General features: G+C 31.4%; 15 protein-coding genes. 5 read left to right on the top strand and 10 right to left on the bottom strand.

Annotated elements, in window-relative coordinates:
- Nucleotides 1–47: 47 nt before the first annotated feature.
- The 4 genes from BWZ22_RS15245 to tpx all read right to left on the bottom strand — a co-directional run bounded on the left by BWZ22_RS15245 (nucleotide 48) and on the right by tpx (nucleotide 4,103).
- Nucleotides 48–704: an outer membrane lipoprotein carrier protein LolA gene (locus BWZ22_RS15245; protein WP_076702569.1), complete on the bottom strand. Its 657-nt coding sequence runs from the start codon at nucleotides 702–704 to the stop codon at nucleotides 48–50.
- Between the two features lie 19 nt (nucleotides 705–723).
- Nucleotides 724–3,114, bottom strand: coding sequence for a DNA translocase FtsK (locus BWZ22_RS15240; protein WP_076701610.1), 2,391 nt, complete (start codon nucleotides 3,112–3,114; stop codon nucleotides 724–726).
- A gap of 110 nt (nucleotides 3,115–3,224) precedes the next feature.
- On the bottom strand, nucleotides 3,225–3,593 hold the full coding sequence (locus BWZ22_RS15235) for a diacylglycerol kinase (RefSeq protein WP_076701607.1): 369 nt from the start codon (nucleotides 3,591–3,593) through the stop codon (nucleotides 3,225–3,227).
- A gap of 9 nt (nucleotides 3,594–3,602) precedes the next feature.
- Nucleotides 3,603–4,103, bottom strand: coding sequence for a thiol peroxidase (tpx, locus tag BWZ22_RS15230; RefSeq protein WP_076701605.1), 501 nt, complete (start codon nucleotides 4,101–4,103; stop codon nucleotides 3,603–3,605).
- A 398-nt stretch (nucleotides 4,104–4,501) separates the two neighbouring features.
- Here tpx and katG point away from each other — a divergent pair, with 398 nt between their 5' ends.
- A complete protein-coding gene (gene katG / locus BWZ22_RS15225; RefSeq protein ID WP_232225280.1) occupies nucleotides 4,502–6,631 on the top strand; it encodes a catalase/peroxidase HPI in 2,130 nt (709 codons plus the stop codon).
- Nucleotides 6,632–7,441: 810 nt separating this feature from the next.
- On the opposite strand, the gene BWZ22_RS15220 is transcribed toward katG, so the two are convergent.
- The 6 genes from BWZ22_RS15220 to BWZ22_RS15195 all read right to left on the bottom strand — a co-directional run bounded on the left by BWZ22_RS15220 (nucleotide 7,442) and on the right by BWZ22_RS15195 (nucleotide 15,120).
- Nucleotides 7,442–10,438, bottom strand: a complete 2,997-nt coding sequence (locus BWZ22_RS15220; protein WP_076701600.1) for a cellulase family glycosylhydrolase — start codon at nucleotides 10,436–10,438, stop codon at nucleotides 7,442–7,444.
- Between the two features lie 506 nt (nucleotides 10,439–10,944).
- Nucleotides 10,945–11,202, bottom strand: a complete 258-nt coding sequence (locus tag BWZ22_RS15215) for a hypothetical protein (protein WP_076701597.1) — start codon at nucleotides 11,200–11,202, stop codon at nucleotides 10,945–10,947.
- Nucleotides 11,183–11,497, bottom strand: a complete 315-nt coding sequence (locus BWZ22_RS15210) for a co-chaperone YbbN (protein WP_076701595.1) — start codon at nucleotides 11,495–11,497, stop codon at nucleotides 11,183–11,185. Before BWZ22_RS15210 ends, BWZ22_RS15215 begins: the two co-directional genes overlap by 20 nt.
- A gap of 14 nt (nucleotides 11,498–11,511) precedes the next feature.
- Entirely contained in the window at nucleotides 11,512–12,150 is a 639-nt protein-coding gene (locus BWZ22_RS15205) for a peroxiredoxin (protein WP_076701592.1), read from the bottom strand.
- 142 nt (nucleotides 12,151–12,292) lie between these two features.
- Nucleotides 12,293–13,777, bottom strand: coding sequence for a Na+/H+ antiporter NhaC (nhaC, locus tag BWZ22_RS15200; RefSeq protein WP_076701589.1), 1,485 nt, complete (start codon nucleotides 13,775–13,777; stop codon nucleotides 12,293–12,295).
- Nucleotides 13,778–13,905: 128 nt separating this feature from the next.
- Complete coding sequence (locus BWZ22_RS15195) at nucleotides 13,906–15,120, bottom strand: aminotransferase class I/II-fold pyridoxal phosphate-dependent enzyme (protein WP_076701587.1); 1,215 nt, start codon at nucleotides 15,118–15,120, stop codon at nucleotides 13,906–13,908.
- Between the two features lie 158 nt (nucleotides 15,121–15,278).
- Here BWZ22_RS15195 and BWZ22_RS15190 point away from each other — a divergent pair, with 158 nt between their 5' ends.
- From BWZ22_RS15190 to BWZ22_RS15175, 4 genes are all read left to right on the top strand, one after another.
- A complete protein-coding gene (locus BWZ22_RS15190) occupies nucleotides 15,279–15,737 on the top strand; it encodes an Lrp/AsnC family transcriptional regulator (RefSeq protein ID WP_076701584.1) in 459 nt (152 codons plus the stop codon).
- A 152-nt stretch (nucleotides 15,738–15,889) separates the two neighbouring features.
- Nucleotides 15,890–16,408, top strand: a complete 519-nt coding sequence (locus BWZ22_RS15185; protein ID WP_076701582.1) for a hypothetical protein — start codon at nucleotides 15,890–15,892, stop codon at nucleotides 16,406–16,408.
- Between the two features lie 5 nt (nucleotides 16,409–16,413).
- Nucleotides 16,414–17,130 carry a hypothetical protein gene (locus tag BWZ22_RS15180; RefSeq protein ID WP_076701579.1) on the top strand — a complete coding sequence of 239 codons (717 nt, stop codon included), beginning with the start codon at nucleotides 16,414–16,416 and terminating at the stop codon, nucleotides 17,128–17,130.
- 9 nt (nucleotides 17,131–17,139) lie between these two features.
- A complete protein-coding gene (locus tag BWZ22_RS15175; protein WP_076701577.1) occupies nucleotides 17,140–17,943 on the top strand; it encodes a sensor histidine kinase in 804 nt (267 codons plus the stop codon).
- Nucleotide 17,944 lies beyond the last annotated feature (1 nt).

The following is a 17,944-nucleotide window of genomic DNA, read 5'->3' as shown; positions in this document are numbered from 1 at the left end:
AAGATATGTGGTTAGTATGTATCTGTCTAGTATTTTCAAGAGATAACCTAGTCTAAATTATTGATGTAATAATCTTGATATTTGTTGGCATCAAAGGTAAATAAGGAATTTGATATAGGCTGATTTGTTTTAAAAGAATTAACTGTTAAAGTGGTTTTAGCCCCATTTTTACCAATTTGTATTAGGTTGTAAATGTGTTTGGTTTGCGCATCTATACCTAATAAAATGCTTTCTAATTCTGAATTTGAATCTATTGGAGTAAGTTTTACATATTGAATTTTTCTACCTTTAATATTTTGCTGAATGTCTAATTGGTAAGTGTAACCATCTTCATAAAAAGATAGCATTTTACTTGGGGTGATAGCATCTTCTTCATTTTCACCTTCACTAGATATAGTTACTTCTTCGTCTTCAGGACTAATAGTATAAAGTTTAGAGCCATTAAAAAGTCTAGTTACACCAAGTATGTTTAATTTATACTTTTCACCTTGCATGATAACATCGCCTCTGGTTTCTTGTTTTATATTTTCTGAAAGGTTTTCTAAAGTGTATTTAAAATCTATTGAAATGTTGTCATAACTTTTCACTTTTTTAGAAACTTCATCTAATAAAGCTTTACCTTTATTTTGTGCAAATACATTGACCGATAACACTAAAACTATTAGTGTGATAAAAAGTTTAAGATTCATTTTAAAGTATTTCATTTTCATTTTTTTAATGTCGTTAAAGACTTTCATTTTCTAAATGCTGATCTAATGCTATTAAATCTGGTATTAAAACTTGTCTTGCTTTGCTACCTTCAAACGGACCAACAATTCCAGCAGCTTCTAATTGATCTATTAATCTGCCAGCTCTATTATACCCTAATTTTAATTTTCTTTGTAACAATGAAGCAGAGCCTTGTTGTGCGGTTACAATAACCACTGCAGCTTCTTTAAATAGTTTATCTCTATCTGCAATATCTATATCAATACCTGTGCCACTTTCTTCTCCAACATATTCTGGTAAAAGATAAGCATCTGGGTAGGCTTTTTGAGCACCAATATAATCGGTTATTTTTTCTACTTCTGGCGTATCTACAAAAGCACACTGAATTCTAATCATGTCATTTCCTTGAGTAAATAACATGTCACCACGACCAATTAACTGGTCGGCGCCACCACCATCTAAAATGGTTCTAGAATCTATTTTTGATGTTACTCTAAACGCTATTCTCGCAGGGAAATTAGCCTTAATAATACCAGTAATTACGTTAACTGACGGACGCTGAGTTGCTATAATTAAATGAATACCAATAGCACGAGCTAATTGAGCTAAACGCGCTATAGGAGTTTCAACTTCTTTACCAGCAGTCATTATTAAATCTGCAAACTCATCAACAACTAAAACAATGTATGGTAAAAACTGGTGACCATCATTTGGGTTTAATTTTCTGGCTTTAAATTTAGCATTGTACTCTGCAATGTTTCTACACATGGCATTTTTTAACAACTCGTAGCGGTTGTCCATTTCAATACATAAAGAATTTAGTGTATTGATAACCTTGGTATTGTCTGTAATGATGGCTTCTTCGCTATCTGGTAATTTAGCTAAATAGTGGCGTTCTATTTTGTTGTAAAGTGTTAGCTCTACTTTTTTAGGATCTACTAAAATAAATTTAACTTCAGCAGGATGCTTTTTGTAAAGTAATGATGTTAAAACGGCATTTAATCCAACAGATTTACCTTGTCCTGTGGCACCTGCCATAAGTAAGTGAGGCATTTTAGCAAGGTCTACTACAAAAGTTTCATTACTAATAGTTTTACCTAAAGCAATTGGTAAATGCATCTCTGAACTTTGAAATTTCTTTGATGCAATAACAGAACGCATAGAAACAATAGTAGATTTTTTATTAGGCACCTCAATACCAATAGTACCTTTACCAGGAATGGGAGCAATTATACGAATACCTAATGCCGATAGTGATAATGCAATATCATCTTCCAGATTTTTAATTCTAGAAATTCTAACCCCTGCATCTGGCACAATTTCATACAGTGTTACTGTTGGTCCAATAGTAGCCTTTATACTTGCTATACCAATTTTATAGTTGTTTAAAGTTTCAACTATTCTGTTTTTATTTTCTTCTAACTCTTCTTGATTTATTGTAATGCCCTCTGTATCATATTTTTTAAGAAGATCTAAAGGAGGGAACTGATATTTACTAAGTTCTAAAGTAGGGTCAAAATACCCGAAATCTTCAACCAATTTATTAGAAAGATTGTCAGTTTCTGATTGTTCTTCGGCTACTTTTTCTACTTTTATTTCAATATCATTTTCTTCTTCAGGCGTTTGCGGAGTTACTTCAACTTTTACAGCAGGCTTTTCTTTTACAGAAGTTGTTTGTTTTACGGTTTTTTCTTTAGTATCATCTAAAGACACTTCAAAGGCAGATTTAATAGCTTCGGCTTCTTCAGATAAGTTATTATCAACCACAACCACATTATCTTCTTTTAAATCTGAAAACTCCTGTTTTATATCTTTTTTTGCTGATTTAAAAAGGTTAAGAATACTTTCAAAAGTTACTTTAAATCGAATAGCTAAATAGGTAATTAAGCCAAAAAGTAATAGAAGCGAAGTGCCTATTTTACCAAGATAATCTTGAAGAAAGGCGTTTATTTCAAACCCAATAGTACCTCCAAGGACATCGTTTGTTTTTGCAAAAAAACCAAAAAGTATAGATAGCCATACCATTATTAATAACCCCCAAAACCAATGTTTTCTTAAACGTACTTTAGGAAGATTCATTAAAACATAAACTCCCGATAGAAACATAAGTCCTGAAATGATAAAAGAAGCTACCCCAAAACCTTTTTGAATGAAAAAATCACTTAACCAAGCACCAGACTTACTTAGCCAATTTTTAGCTTTTGCATCTCGTGATGTGAAATCTGAAAGCGTACTTTGGTCAATATCGCCAGTAAAAAAGAACGAAATAAAGGCTATGCACAATACAATGCCAAACATTACTAAAAAGCTACCAAATACCAGTTTTTGCTGGTTTGATAATTTAAAACTTGGAGCTTTAAGTTTTTTCTTTGGTGTCTTTTTTGTGTTGTTTTTTTTCTTCGCCATTAATGGTTTAAGGTATCAAATTGATAGCCTGAAGCAAGTTCAGGATTGATTTTTATCACAATGCAACAAAAATACAAATTACTAACGTTTATCCTAGCTAGAATATTATTTTAAAAAATCTTGGGTATGTATATAATTAAACCAATTATTACAGCAAAAAAAGCAGAAATAAAAACAGCGCCTGCAGCAATATCTTTAATAATACCTATTTTATTATGATGTTCTGGGTGAATAAAATCTGCAACGGCCTCAATAGCAGTATTTATACCTTCAACAGACATTACCAAAGCAATGGCTATACACTGAAGAATCCATTCAGTGGTTGAAATATTAAAAAAGAATCCTGCTATTGTAATTACTATGGCTATGAATAGCTGTATTTTAATACTAGCTTCGGTTTTAATAAGGTATATAGCACCTTTAAAAGCATATCCAACACTTTTAAAGCGATTTACAAAGAAGGATTCTTTTTTATTCATTAGGTAATACTAATAAAGAACCTCTAAAGCTGCTTTATAATTAGGTTCTTCTGTAGTTTCTGCAACTTGCTCTGTGTATAAAACAGTTCCGTTTTCATCTAAAACTACAACACTTCTAGAAAGTAAACCTTCTAATGGACCATCAACAAAGTTTACGCCATATGATGTTCCAAAGTTTCCTGTTTTAAAATCAGATAAGCTTATAACATTATTTAAACCTTCTGCACCGCAAAAACGCGCAAGGGCAAAGGGTAAATCTTTAGAAATACAAAGTACTTTAGTGTTTTCTAATTCGCTAGCTTCAGTGTTAAACTGTCTAACAGACGCTGCACATGTACCCGTGTCTACACTCGGGAATATATTTAAAACTACTCTGCTTCCTGAAAAATCATTTAAACTTTTAGGAGATAAATCGGTTGCTGTTAAAGTAAAATCAGGAGCTTTAGTTCCAATTTTTGGTAATTCTCCAGAGGTGTTTATTGCGTTTCCTTTTAAGGTTACTGTTGCCATAAATTATGTTTTTAAATTTTTTTAAAAATAAGAATAATTAAAATGATAGTCTTTTAAACTAACGTTAAAAATTTAATTGCAAATAAATCAATTATAAAAAATATTAGGTAATTTATTAACTAATAAAATTTAGTTATCAGCATAGAATTTTTTATCTTTATAGGAAGTTATTATGATAAATCTATAATCGATAATTTTTATCAATATCACTATAAACCATAAGAATTAATTATTCTCTTTTCGCACCTAATCGCATTATATCTTTGAGTGTATTCAAATTCAAATGCTTTAAAACTATAAATATGGAAAATTTATCTAATGATTCAGCAGATTCAATTCACGCTGAAAACAAAGAATCAAAACATGGTGGCAATAGTACATCGGGTAAATGCCCTTTTATGCATGGATCTATTACCACAACAGAAAAAACTGTTACAGACTGGTGGCCTAATAGCCTTAATTTAGATATTTTACATCAACATGACACTAAAACCAATCCGCTTGGGAAAGATTTTAATTACCAAGAAGCGTTAAAGAAATTAGATATAGAAGCACTAAAAAAAGATCTTAAAGATTTAATGACCGATAGTCAAGATTGGTGGCCAGCAGATTGGGGACACTACGGAGGACTTATGATAAGAATGGCGTGGCATGCCGCAGGTAGTTATAGAACTGCTGATGGTAGAGGCGGTGGTGGCACCGGAAACCAACGTTTTGCGCCACTAAATTCATGGCCAGATAATGTAAGTTTAGATAAAGCCAGACGTTTATTATGGCCAATAAAGAAAAAATACGGTAATAAAATAAGTTGGGCAGACCTTATTATTTTAGCTGGAACTATGGCTTATGAAAGCATGGGCTTAAAAACATACGGATTTGCTTTTGGACGTGAAGACATCTGGCATCCAGAAAAGGATGTGTATTGGGGAGCTGAAAAAGAATGGCTAGCACCAAGTGATGAACGCTATGGTAATGTAGATAAACCAGACACTATGGAAAATCCTTTAGCAGCAGTGCAAATGGGGTTAATTTATGTGAATCCTGAAGGGGTAAATGGTAAACCAGATCCAATAAAAACCGGAGCACAAGTACGCGAAACTTTTAAGCGTATGGCAATGAATGATGAAGAAACGGTTGCTTTAACAGCTGGTGGACATACCGTTGGAAAAACCCATGGAAATGGTGATGCAAGTATTTTAGGGCCAGATCCAGAAGCTGCTCCAGTAGAAGAACAAGGCTTAGGGTGGGCTAACCCAACTAGAACAGGTGTTGGACGAGATACTGTAACAAGCGGTTTAGAAGGCGCTTGGACAACCCATCCAACAAAATGGGATAATGGCTTTTTTGAAATGCTTTTTAACCATGAATGGGAACTACGTAAAAGTCCTGCTGGTGCATGGCAATGGGAACCTGTAAGTATTAAAGAAGAAGATATGCCGGTTGATGTAGAAGATATGACTACAAGACATAATCCCATGATGACAGATGCTGATATGGCAATGAAAATGGATCCTATTTATAGAGAAATTTCATTAAAATTTAAAGATGATTTTGAAGCTTTTTCTGATGCTTTTGCAAGAGCGTGGTTTAAATTAACACACCGCGATATGGGACCAAAAGATCGTTGGTTTGGTCCAGATATACCACAAGAAGATTTAATTTGGCAAGATCCTGTACCTAAAGGAAATTATAATTATGATGTTAATGCTGTTAAAAACAAAATAGCTGCTACAAATTTAACCATAGCAGAATTAGTTTCTACCGCTTGGGACAGTGCAAGAACCTTTAGAGGGTCTGATTATAGAGGAGGAGCTAATGGTGCTCGTATACGTTTAGCCCCACAAAAAGATTGGGAAGGCAATGAACCAAAAAGATTGTCAAAAGTACTATCTGTTCTTGAACCTATAGCTAATGAATTTGGAATTAGTGTTGCCGATACCATTGTTGTAGCTGGAAATGTTGGGGTTGAAAAAGCAATTAAAAATGCAGGTATGAATATTGAAGTACCTTTTGCTCCTGGACGAGGTGATGCTACACAAGATATGACCGACATAGAGTCTTTTGAACCTTTAGAACCTCTAGCCGATGGTTATAGAAACTGGTTGAAAAAAGATTATGTGGTGAGTCCGGAAGAGTTATTGTTAGATAGAACACAGTTAATGGGACTTACAGCACCAGAAATGACAGTGTTACTAGGAGGTATGCGTGTTATGGGAACCAATTATGGCGGTACAAAACACGGTGTTTTTACAAATAACGAAGGTGCTTTAACTAACGATTTCTTTGTAAACCTAACCGATATGTCTAACAAGTGGAACCGTGTTGGAAATGGTATTTATGAAATTTGTGACCGAAAAACAGGAACGGTTAAATGGACAGCTACAAGAATAGATCTTGTATTTGGTTCTAATTCTATTTTACGCAGTTATGCTGAAGTTTATGCACAAGATGATAACAAGGAAAAATTTGTTAACGATTTTGTTGCGGCTTGGGTAAAAGTGATGAATGCCGATAGATTTGATATTTAAGTAAACTTAATTAAAAGTATATTTAAAAAGGATAGGCTTTTATAAAGTTCATCCTTTTTTGTTTTTTAATAAGATAAACGATAAAAAGCTTATGTTTAACAGGTAGTATCTCACCAAGTGTGTAAAGTTTAAAAATATCAAGGATTGCACTCACTATATTTTTATTTATATAAAATTTTATACACAATGAAGAAAGAGGATTTATTAAACTAAGAATTCTTAAAACATTTTAAAATATGATAAGAACTAATTTATTGCGTTTTTAGATGAAGTTCTTACATATATAAAATTATTAAAAAACATTATTTAGAGATATGAAAAGTATTTACAATACGCCTACCAAACAGGATGCTGAAACTGCTTTAAGTGACTGTGCTAAAACATGTAAATTTAAGAAGAACTCTTACGCTATTAAAAGCTGGAGAGATAATTAGGTAGAACTTACTATATTTTATAAATTTCTGGTTAAGATTATAAAAACTATTGATAACACCAATGTTATTGAAATCCTTAATGGGAAAATTAAAAAAATACACTAAACAAATTATAATTCTTTACCGATTAGATTATTATGAAATCTACATTTTGAGCCCTTAAAGAAGCTATTAAAAAATGGTCAATACAACTATATAATTGGGAGAGTAATTTTAAATTAATTTACAGCTATACTTTAAGAAAGGGTTCAACTTCAATAAAGTCAAACCCTTAATAAATTCAGACATTTTAAGGGATAATGTCATTTAGTTTGTTTTTCAATTATTTACTGTGTTTAAGTATATACACTATCCCTTAAAGGTTTACACTTTGTTATTATAATTTAGATAATAAAATTGTTTTTAAAATCCCTTTATTTTGAACAGAAACAACATATAAACCTGTTTTTAATTCAGAAACATCTAATATAGTCTTAGATGCGTTTTCTAATTTTTGGATTAATACGGTTTTACCTTGCAAATCAAATATTTTAACTACTGCTCCTTTTTCAGGTACATGGGTAATTGTTAACTGTTGATTTTTAACAGGGTTAGGATATAATATGATGTCTTCTTTTATTTTTAATTGTTCCTGTTTTTTTATTTTCGAATTTTTTTGCAAAATTTTTGCATCACTACAATTAGGTGCTGTAGCAGAATTACTAAAGTAAATAGTAAAACCTTTACTTTTAGAAACCATTACAAAATTTCCATTATCTTCTGTAGCCCAATAAGAACCATCTAAATTTAAAATTCCCGAATTACTTATTGTTAATTCTGGTTTAGAGTTACCAAAATCATAAGTCATTTTCTTTTTTAAATCTACATAATAATCAGGGACACCATTTTTAGTATTTATAGCAAACCTTCTTAATCTATTACTTGCACTATCCCAATTAATTCTAAATTTTTTCATATTAGATAAATTGGGACCTCCTGTTCCAATTACATGTACATTAAAGAAAGAAATATCTGTAAATGTTGGTAATTTATTAAGTGATGGTGTATTAAAAAGACAATTAGTATTAGGCTCTGTTTCATTACTTACAGTAATAGTACTATTAGCTTCTGCTGTTGCGCCTAAATTATCGATAGCTTTTACAGACAAATTATAGTTTCCTGCTTGTGCATTTGTAATGGTATACTTATATGGAGGTGTACTATCTTCACCTAATTTTACTTCATTATTATAAAATTCTACTTTAGTAATTGTACCATCACTATCTGCAGCATTAGCTTCAATAGAAATTGATTCTCCTACTGTAAAAACTCCTCCATTAGCAGGAGATGTAATACTAACGCTAGGTGTACTATTAGTAGTATTATCATTTTCGCAATCTACAATATTCCAAGTAGGGCAAGACAAAATCATTGCTTTCAAAGAATAATTACTAATAGGGTCTGTGGTATTAGGATTACGTGTATTATTCCAAAAATGAATTTCTGAAGGGCTACCTCCTTTTGCTCGTATTGAAGGAATATCTACTCCTCTTGATCCTAAATTAAAGGTATTATCAAAAATAGCATTTCTATAACCTGTATTGTAATTTGTTTTCCTATCTTGAAAATCTATCACAGAATTTATAACTGTAGATCCTTCTAAATTAAAAGTATTACCATACACAAAGGTATAAGCTCCTTTTAGGTCTATAAATGCATCTGCACTATTTTCTCCTGTAATTCCTTTAGCAGAAAAAGTACAATTTCTAATAATAGTATTTAAAGTGCCTTCTTTAACATCTACACCTTCTGCAGCTACATAGGGACCTATGATACAATTTTCTATTGTATTATTATTACAATCAGGATTGTACGGATTGTTGTGCTGAGATTTATCTGAACCAACGTATAAACCTTCTCCAAAACCAGGTTTTTTAACTCCTGTGTTAGAAACGTTACAACCAGTAACTACATTATTGCTGGAGCCATCTCTTAAATGTATACCTTCTTCTCCAATATCTCTAACGGTTATGTTTTCTATAAGGCCATTATTTGCATTATCAAATACCAAGCCCTTTGAGCCATCTTCTAAAATAAGGTTTTTTATTTGCCAGTAATCACCTGTAATTCTCATTACGTATCCATCGTATCTTCCTTCTTTTCCTTTAAGAATAGGAGGGTTAAGAGGGTCTTTTGCTTTAATTGTAATAGGTTTATTTGCATTACCATCTTTAGCAGAGAAAAATAAAGACGCTCTACCATTAGTATTGTCTTTTTCTAAAGCAACATAAGTGCCTGGTTCTATAATAATTTCATCTCCTGGTTTTGCGTTTTTCATAGCATTTAAAATGCAGTCTACTGTATTACATTCTACTTTGCCATTAGTAGGAGTATCATCATCATTTATAGTGTCATCAGACCAATTTTTTATAATATCTTTTATAAATACGCCTGTTTCTGTTAAATCATCATTTTGTAAACCAGAAACTCCTTTACCTGAGTTTACAATTGATGCGCCTTCTGCTTTATCACTAACAGCCCAATTTACATGGCTTATTTTGTTTTCTTTTAAAAAACGCATCCATTCTTGTGTTTCGGGAATAGATGCATCACCTCTACCATCTGCATTTACAGCTCCCCATTCTGTTACAAAAATAGCAACCCCATTGTTTAATGCTATTTTAGCTTTATCTCTTAAAAATTCAGTATGTGTACCTGCATAAAAATGTAATGTATATGCTGTATTATTATCCGCTATTGGATCTTGAGACGCTATGTCAACATCTTGAGACCATTTGGGAGAGCCAACAATAATTAAATTATCTGAATCTTTAGAACGAATAGCGTTAATTACCTCTGTTGCATACGCTTTTACCGTTGACCAAGATTGATTAATGGGTTCATTATAAATTTCATAAATAACATTGTCTTTGTCTCCGTACAATTCTGCCATTTCTCTAAAAAAGGCAACAGATTCTTCTTGATATTTTTCAGCCTCATGGGTATGCCAATCTATAATAACATAAATACCTTTAGCTATGGCTGCATCAATTACTTTTTTTATTTTATTTTTTTGAGCAATGGGGCTATCAATATAGCCTGTTCCTCCGTCCCATGACTCTTTTACACCCATAGCAACTCTAATAATGGAACTGTTCCAATTATCGGCTAAATAATTAACTGTATTTGCATTGTAAAAATCGGAACTATCTCCGGCATTACTCCAAAACAAACTATTACCAGCCAAACTAACAGCGTTGTTGTTTTGGTCTACAATAGTATTGCCATTAACCTGTAACCTACCATGTTTATCAACAATAGATTGCGCTTTAATATTGTAAGAAATTAAAGCAAAAATTAATAATACGTAAAATTTAGGATTCAGTTTATTCATAAGTTTTAATTTTTTGTGCTAATGTATTAAAACAATTTACTGCCAATGCAAAACATGTAAGATTATGTTTCTAATTTTTAACAAAAAAGGTTTTTAAACGATAAATTAGGTTGTTTAATCGATTTTTTATAAGTAATTGATTTCAATGCCTTCTTTTTTATTTTGTCTATATTAAGACGGACATAGTAAGAAAAACCACAAAATATAAGTTCTGTTTTGTGTTTTTTATTGTAGGCAGTTCATGAAAATAACAAGAGGTTTGGTGCTTAATGAAAGGGTAAAAGCCTTTAGGTCTGCTATTTACTTTTCTTATTAACAAATTAACAAATTCTCTCATTCAAAAAACTTATTATTTTTATCCATAATAAGTCAACCTATTAACCCTTTATTTAATGTTTATGAGAAAACTATCATTAATTTAAATAGATTTTCCGTAGTATGTAGTATCTATAAAAAAACACCTTGCTTTTGCAAGGTGTTTTTTGAGTGATTTTTCTTTTTCAATATTATTTATCAATAGAACCTAGAACACGAGACATAAAATTATTTAAAGCTTCCTTTTTAGGGGTGCCTTCTTTAATCATTTTATTAACTTCTATGGCTCCATACATATTAGAAATTAGCTCTCCAATAACGTCTAATTCTTCGTCTTTAAGCGACGGAACTTCAGTTAATGCTTCTAAAGTTTCAATTGTTTCGCCTACAAAATCTTCATCATTTTCTTCAATGAAGTTTGTAAGGTGTTTAATTATTGGTAACTTCATTAACTAAATCTTTTAGAACGTCAAACTTATTAGTTTGAACTTGGTTAACAAATTTGCCATTTTTAAACGTAGCAAAGGTTGGTAAATTATCAACAGTTGCAAGTTTTCTAGATTCAGGAAATTTTTCGGCGTCTGCAATAACAAACGTTACGTTTTCGTTTTCTGAAGCCAATTTTTTAAACTTAGGCTTCATAATTCTACAGTTTCCACACCATGTGGCAGAATACTGTACTATTACGGTGTCGTTTCCTGAAACTAATTCAGGCAAATTATCTTGATCTAATTCTTTAATCATGATTGTTGTGTTTTTTAATGAGTAGAAAGATACTCAGCAACACCATCGCGGTTAGCGCTCATGGCTTCTTTTCCTTCTTCCCAGTTAGCAGGACAAACTTCTCCTTTTTCTTGTACGTGGGTTAAGGCATCAATTAATCTTAAATATTCACCAACGTTTCTTCCTAAAGGCATGTTGTTAATGCTTTCGTGTTGTACAGTACCTTCTTCATCAATAATATAAGTGGCTCTGTAAGTTACATTGTCACCTTCAACTTGAACAGTACCAGTTTCTTCATCGTATTGTTCATTAGTAATATCTAAAATACCTAAAATGCTAGAAAGGTTTCTGTTGCTATCTGCAAGAATAGGGTAAGTTACACCTTCAATACCTCCGTTATCTTTAGATGTATTTAACCAAGCAAAGTGTACTTCTGGAGTATCACAAGAAGCTCCTATTACAATAGTGTTGCGTTTTTCAAACTCTGGTAATGCTGCTTGAAAAGCATGTAACTCTGTTGGACAAACAAAAGTAAAGTCTTTTGGATACCAAAAAAGAACTACTTTCTTTTTATTGTTTACTGCTTCTTCTAATACGTTTAACTTAAAAGTGTCGCCCATTTCGTTCATGGCGTCTACATTTAAATCTGGAAATTTTTTTCCTACTAATGACATGTGCTTTTATATTTTAATTGTTAGTAATTTTCTTGGCACAAATATATATTAGTAGATAGAATTCTGTTTGAAATACAAATTTTAATTATTTATGTTTTGATAGATAATTTTTATAGTTATTAAAAATAGCTATAAGTTTATGTTATTTGGAAGTGATTTGTTTAATTTTAATTCTAAAAGCAGCAAAAATTAAGGTCATGAAAGGGCTTAACCAATTAAAAATAGCATAAAAGAAATAGTCTGCTACGGGTACTCCTAAAACACCAGATTGGTAAGCACCACAAGTATTCCAAGGTATTAATACCGACGTTACAGTACCAGAATCTTCTAAGGTTCTACTTAAGTTTTCTGGAGCTAATCCTTTTTCTTCAAATGCTTTTTGATACATTTTTCCTGGAACAACAATGGCTAAGTATTGGTCGCTTGCTAATGCATTTAAGCCTAAACAACTAATAACGGTACTTGCAAAGAGTCCGAAAACAGAATCGAATAAGTTTAAAACAGATTTACTAATTCTAGAAAGCGCGCCTATGGCATCCATAACGCCTCCAAATACCATAGCGCAAATAATGAGCCAAATGGTACCAAGCATACCAGTCATACCTCCCGATGAAAATAAATCATTAAGCTCTTTACTTGAAGTTTCAACAGCAGTATCTACAGTGATAGCATCCATAATTCCCCTATACGCCGATTGAAAAGTAAGTGTATCTGTATCGGCTATAGCCATAATTATGTGGGGTTGGGCAATTAAAGCAGCAACACCACCTAATAGTGTGCCTACTAAAAGAGCTACTAAAGGAGAAACTTTTTTAACTATCATTAATATTACCGTAATAGGAACTAAAAACAACCAAGGAGATATATTAAAAGCACCATCAATAGCGGCTAATTTATCAGAAATATCAGGGGTTCCTGTAGTATCTATACATAAACCAATGATAACAAAAGCAATTAATGTAATGGCTATAGTGGGAACTGTAGTTAGTGTCATATACTTAATATGAGAGAATAACTCGCCACCCGCCATGGCTGGTGCTAAATTGGTAGTATCACTTAAAGGCGACATTTTATCGCCAAAATAGGCGCCAGATAAAACGGCTCCTGCAGTCATTCCAACCGATACATCTAGTGTTTTAGCTATACCAACTAATGCAATACCTACAGTGGCAGAAGTTGTCCATGAACTTCCTGTTGCAATTGAAATGATAGCACAAATAACTACACAGGCTGCTAAAAATATAGTAGGATTTAAAATTTGTAAACCATAATATATCATTGATGGAATAATACCACTAATTAGCCACGTACCTGCTAAAGCTCCTACCATAAGTAAAATTATAATAGCACTTGTTGTAGATTTTATATTTTCGGCAACTTCATCAAGCATTTGTTTGTATGACACTTTGTTAAAATAGCCAACAATACCTGCTACAGCAGCACCAAGTAATAGTATAAATTGATTACTTCCGCTTAAAGCGTCATCTCCATATATAAAAAACACATTGTAAAAAAGCATGCCAACCAAAGCAAAAACCGGAATTAAGGCTTCCCATATATTTAATTCTTTATTTTCAATTATGTTTTCGTCTTGCGGTTCTTTTGGTTTTATGTTTTGGCTCTCCATAAAGATAATTTGAAATAATAGACGTAATGTTACAACTTTAGAGCCATGTTTGCAAATAGAAATTGTTCTGCATATATTTTTAAGTACAAAAAATAGGGGAGAACAAATCTATTTTTTAGATAGTTTTGCTATTTAATTTTAGGTTTAACTATTTCTAGTTTTTCCATACAAGAGCGCATCATTTTATAAGTGCGTTTTATATCGGCATCTAGCCCAATAGAAAAACGAATTAAACCATTGCTAAGTCCCATTTTTTGTTGTTCTTCCTCTGGAATTTCAGAGGAAGTAGAAGTACCAGGAGCACTAAATAACGTTTTATAAAAGCCTAAGCTTACGGCTAAATAGCCTAAGTTTTTTTGTTGCATCATTTCCATGAGTTTGTTGGCTTTTTCTAAAGATCCTACATCAATGGTAAGCATACCACCAAACCCGTATTCAGTATTCATCATACTTTTAAAAAGTTTATGAGAAGGATGAGATTTTAATCCCGGATATACAGTTTTAAGACCATCAGATTCAAATTTTTGTGACAGATATAATGCATTTTTACTATGTTGCTGTATTCTAATATGAAGTGTTCTAAGATTTTTTAATATAGAAGCAGCTCTTAAACTATCCATAGTAACACCTAATAGCATTGAGGCGCCATTATTAACATTTCGTAATTCATTAATAAATTCTTGTGTACCACAAACCACGCCACCAACAGTATCACTAGAGCCATTAATAAATTTTGTTAAACTATGAATTACAACATCTGCCCCTAATATAGCTGGTGAAATTGATAATGGAGAAAAGGTATTATCTACCACAAGTTTTATATTATGGCGTTTAGCAATTTTTGAAAGCGCTTTAATATCTGCTATTTCTAAAAGCGGATTACTAACACATTCACAGTAAATTACCTTTGTATTTTTGTTTATTGCAGCTTCTACAGCATCTAGCTTAGTAATATCAACAAAAGATGTTTTAATATTAAATTTAGGAGCAAAGTTTTTTAGAAAAGCATAGGTGCCGCCATAAATAGTTCTACTAGAAATTATATGCTCGTCTGCATTGCAAAGTTGTAAAAGAACCGATGATATAGCTCCCATACCCGATGATGTTACATTAGCAGTTTCAGTGCCTTCCATAGCAGCTAAAGCTTCACCTAAATACAAATTAGAAGGAGAGGAGTGGCGCGAGTATAAATAACACCCATCTGCGTTACCTTCAAAAGTGTCAAACATAGTTTTGGCAGATAAGAAGGTGTATGTTGAAGAATCTGAAATGGATGGGTTTACTCCTCCAAATTCGCCAAAATATTGTAAGTCTTGAATGTTATTTGCTGGTTTAAAAGGCATAATGGTTGTGTTTTATGTTTATTCAAAACTCGTTATTGTTAGATTAATAATCAATAGTATGTGTGTATTATAGAAAATAAATTTATAATAATGGGTTAATAGTGAAAATAAAACTGATATTTGGTATGATTTGGATATATTTATGAAAAATTTAAAGTATGATTTTTGATACCACAGATAAAAAACTCTTAGAATATTTGCAGCAAGACAGTAAACAAACTAATAAAGAGCTTTCAAATAAGTTAAATTTATCGGTTACGGCAGTTTATGAACGTATAAAGAAACTAGAAAAAGAAGGATTTATAGATGGCTATATAGCTTTGGTTAATAAAGACAAAGTGCAAAAGAATTTTTTAGTTTTTTGTCATATTAAACTTGTTAAGCACAGTCAGGACTATGTGTTTAGTTTTGAAAAAGAAGTTGCCAATTTAAATGAAGTGTTAGAATGTTATCATTTAAGTGGCGATTATGACTATCTTTTAAAAGTTCTAGTAAAAGATATGGTTGAGTTTAGAGATTTTATGGTAAAAAAACTCACTACTATTAGTCATATAGGTAGTACCCATAGTATGTTTGTTATAAATGAAGTAAAACATACAACTGTAATAAATTTATAATTTTATTTCCATATTTATAACAATCGCTTATACGCCAACAGGTACGTAATTTACTAGCTTTTATAAGCTATAAACTTTGTAGATATTTATTAAAGTAATCAAATCTTTTTGTTATTTTTATAAAATTGTTTTTTAACCTAAAATTCATAAAAATGAAAAATTTAAGGCCACTAATTATTGGGATTATTATTGGAGCATTAGCCACTTATTTCTTTTGTCCCAGACAATCTATTGAAGAAGGAAATAACCCGCCCAAAAAAATTGTTAAACCAAAAGGTGTTATTTCTGTAGAAGCTGCCAAAATTTTGAATAATAATTGGAACAAAGAACGTAAACAAGCCGTAGATTCTGCTGCTCGAAGATACGGTAGAGAAAAAGATAACCGTTGGGTTTGGTGGCCTGTTGAAGATGTAGAAAACTATTTAACTTATGCAAAACACTACTCTGATAGTATAGGGTATAATATGACGGGGCTTAGAGTATATTTGGGTGTTTATGGAAATATAAAGGGTTCTAAAAAACAGAACTTAACCACTATGTTTGTGGTTCCTACCGGAAACAAAGCCCAATCTAATGCTAGTACTTTAAATTTTTTACCGCCAACTGAAGAAGATATTCCAATACCACCACTGAATAATGGTTCAGGGGGCAATCAAAATTATCCTCAATAGTTTTAGTGAAAGATTTTCTATTTAATAATTATAGTTTGTTAACGCATTCTGTAGAAGCAATGGCTGCTATAACAGGATTGATTTTATTTTCTAGATACAAAAATACAGCTGTTAAATATTTTATTTATTTTTTAGTTTATCTTACTGTATGCGATACTGTAAATGAATATACGCTTTTAATTTATCCAGATGGAATACTAGAATTTTTAGCCAATACTAAAATAAGCAGAAATTATTGGTGGTCTACTTTATTTTGGAAAATTGGTGCCATCTTGTTTTTTGCTTTTTTTTATAGAAAAATTTTAGAGAGGCAACTATTTAAATCTATTATTAAATACGCAGTTTATCCGTTTTTAGTCATTTCATTTACCTATATTTTATTTCATTGGGAAGATTTCTTTAATAGATATTTTCCAGTAATTAGTGTTTTAGGAACTATTATTATTTTTACTTGTACTATTTTTTATTTTATAGAAGTGTTACAAACAGATAAAATATTAACGTTTTACAAGTCTATCTACTTTTATATTAGTGCAGCTATTTTTACCTGGTGGCTTATTATAACTCCTATTGTTTTTTATGATATTTATATGACTAATATAGACATGAACTATATTTCCTTAAGAAGATTAATCTATCTTTTAGCAAACATAATTATGTATAGTACGTTTACCTTTGCTTTAATTTTTTGCAAACCCAAAAATAAAGTTGTTAATGCTTAATAAACGTTTATGATTCAAGCTAGAGAACAAATTGTTAGTACAACTTCAGAAAGGCATTTATTGGTGTATATGATACTAGTTTTGGTAATTATAACATCATTGGTTATTGTGTTTTTTGTAGTTTTTCAAAAAAGAAAGAATAAATTAATACTAGATAAAATTAAGCAGAAACAGGCTTTTGAAGAAGAGATAGCCCAAGCACAAACAGAAACTCAAGAGCAAACACTAAAAAATGTAGGTTGGGAATTACATGATAATGTAGGGCAACTACTCTCATTTGCAAGTATGCAGTTGAGTATTTTAAAAATGCAAGTGTCTGATGATATTAAAGATAAATTTAAAGACACTTCAGATGCTTTAAAAGAAAGTTTAAAAGAAGTAAGAGCACTTTCAAGAACACTAAACAATGAAGTAATACTTAATATTGGTTTTGAACAATCTGTATATAATGAACTAGAGCGTTTAAAAAAAATGAAGTTTGCCTCTGCACAAAAACATACCATAGGAGAAAAAAGACCTTTTACTAATACAAAACATGAAATCATTCTATTTAGAATTATTCAGGAGTTTTTATCAAATTCTGTAAAATACTCCGAAGCAGAAAACCTTAGTATTACTTTAAATTACCAACCAAAAAAACTAACTATTACAGCAAAAGATGACGGCAAAGGGTTTGATGTTACAACGGTTGAAAAAGGAGCTGGACTTTTAAATATGAAAAGTAGAGCCGCTTTAATTAATGCTGATTTTGAGTTAAAATCTGAAGAAGGAAAAGGGGTAGAAATGATAATAACTTACCCATTTAATAATTAAA

Source organism: Seonamhaeicola sp. S2-3, assembly GCF_001971785.1.
GTDB lineage: Bacteria > Bacteroidota > Bacteroidia > Flavobacteriales > Flavobacteriaceae > Seonamhaeicola.
The sequence above is the reverse complement of the archived record's forward strand: the minus strand, read 5'-3'. Positions and strand labels throughout refer to the sequence as shown.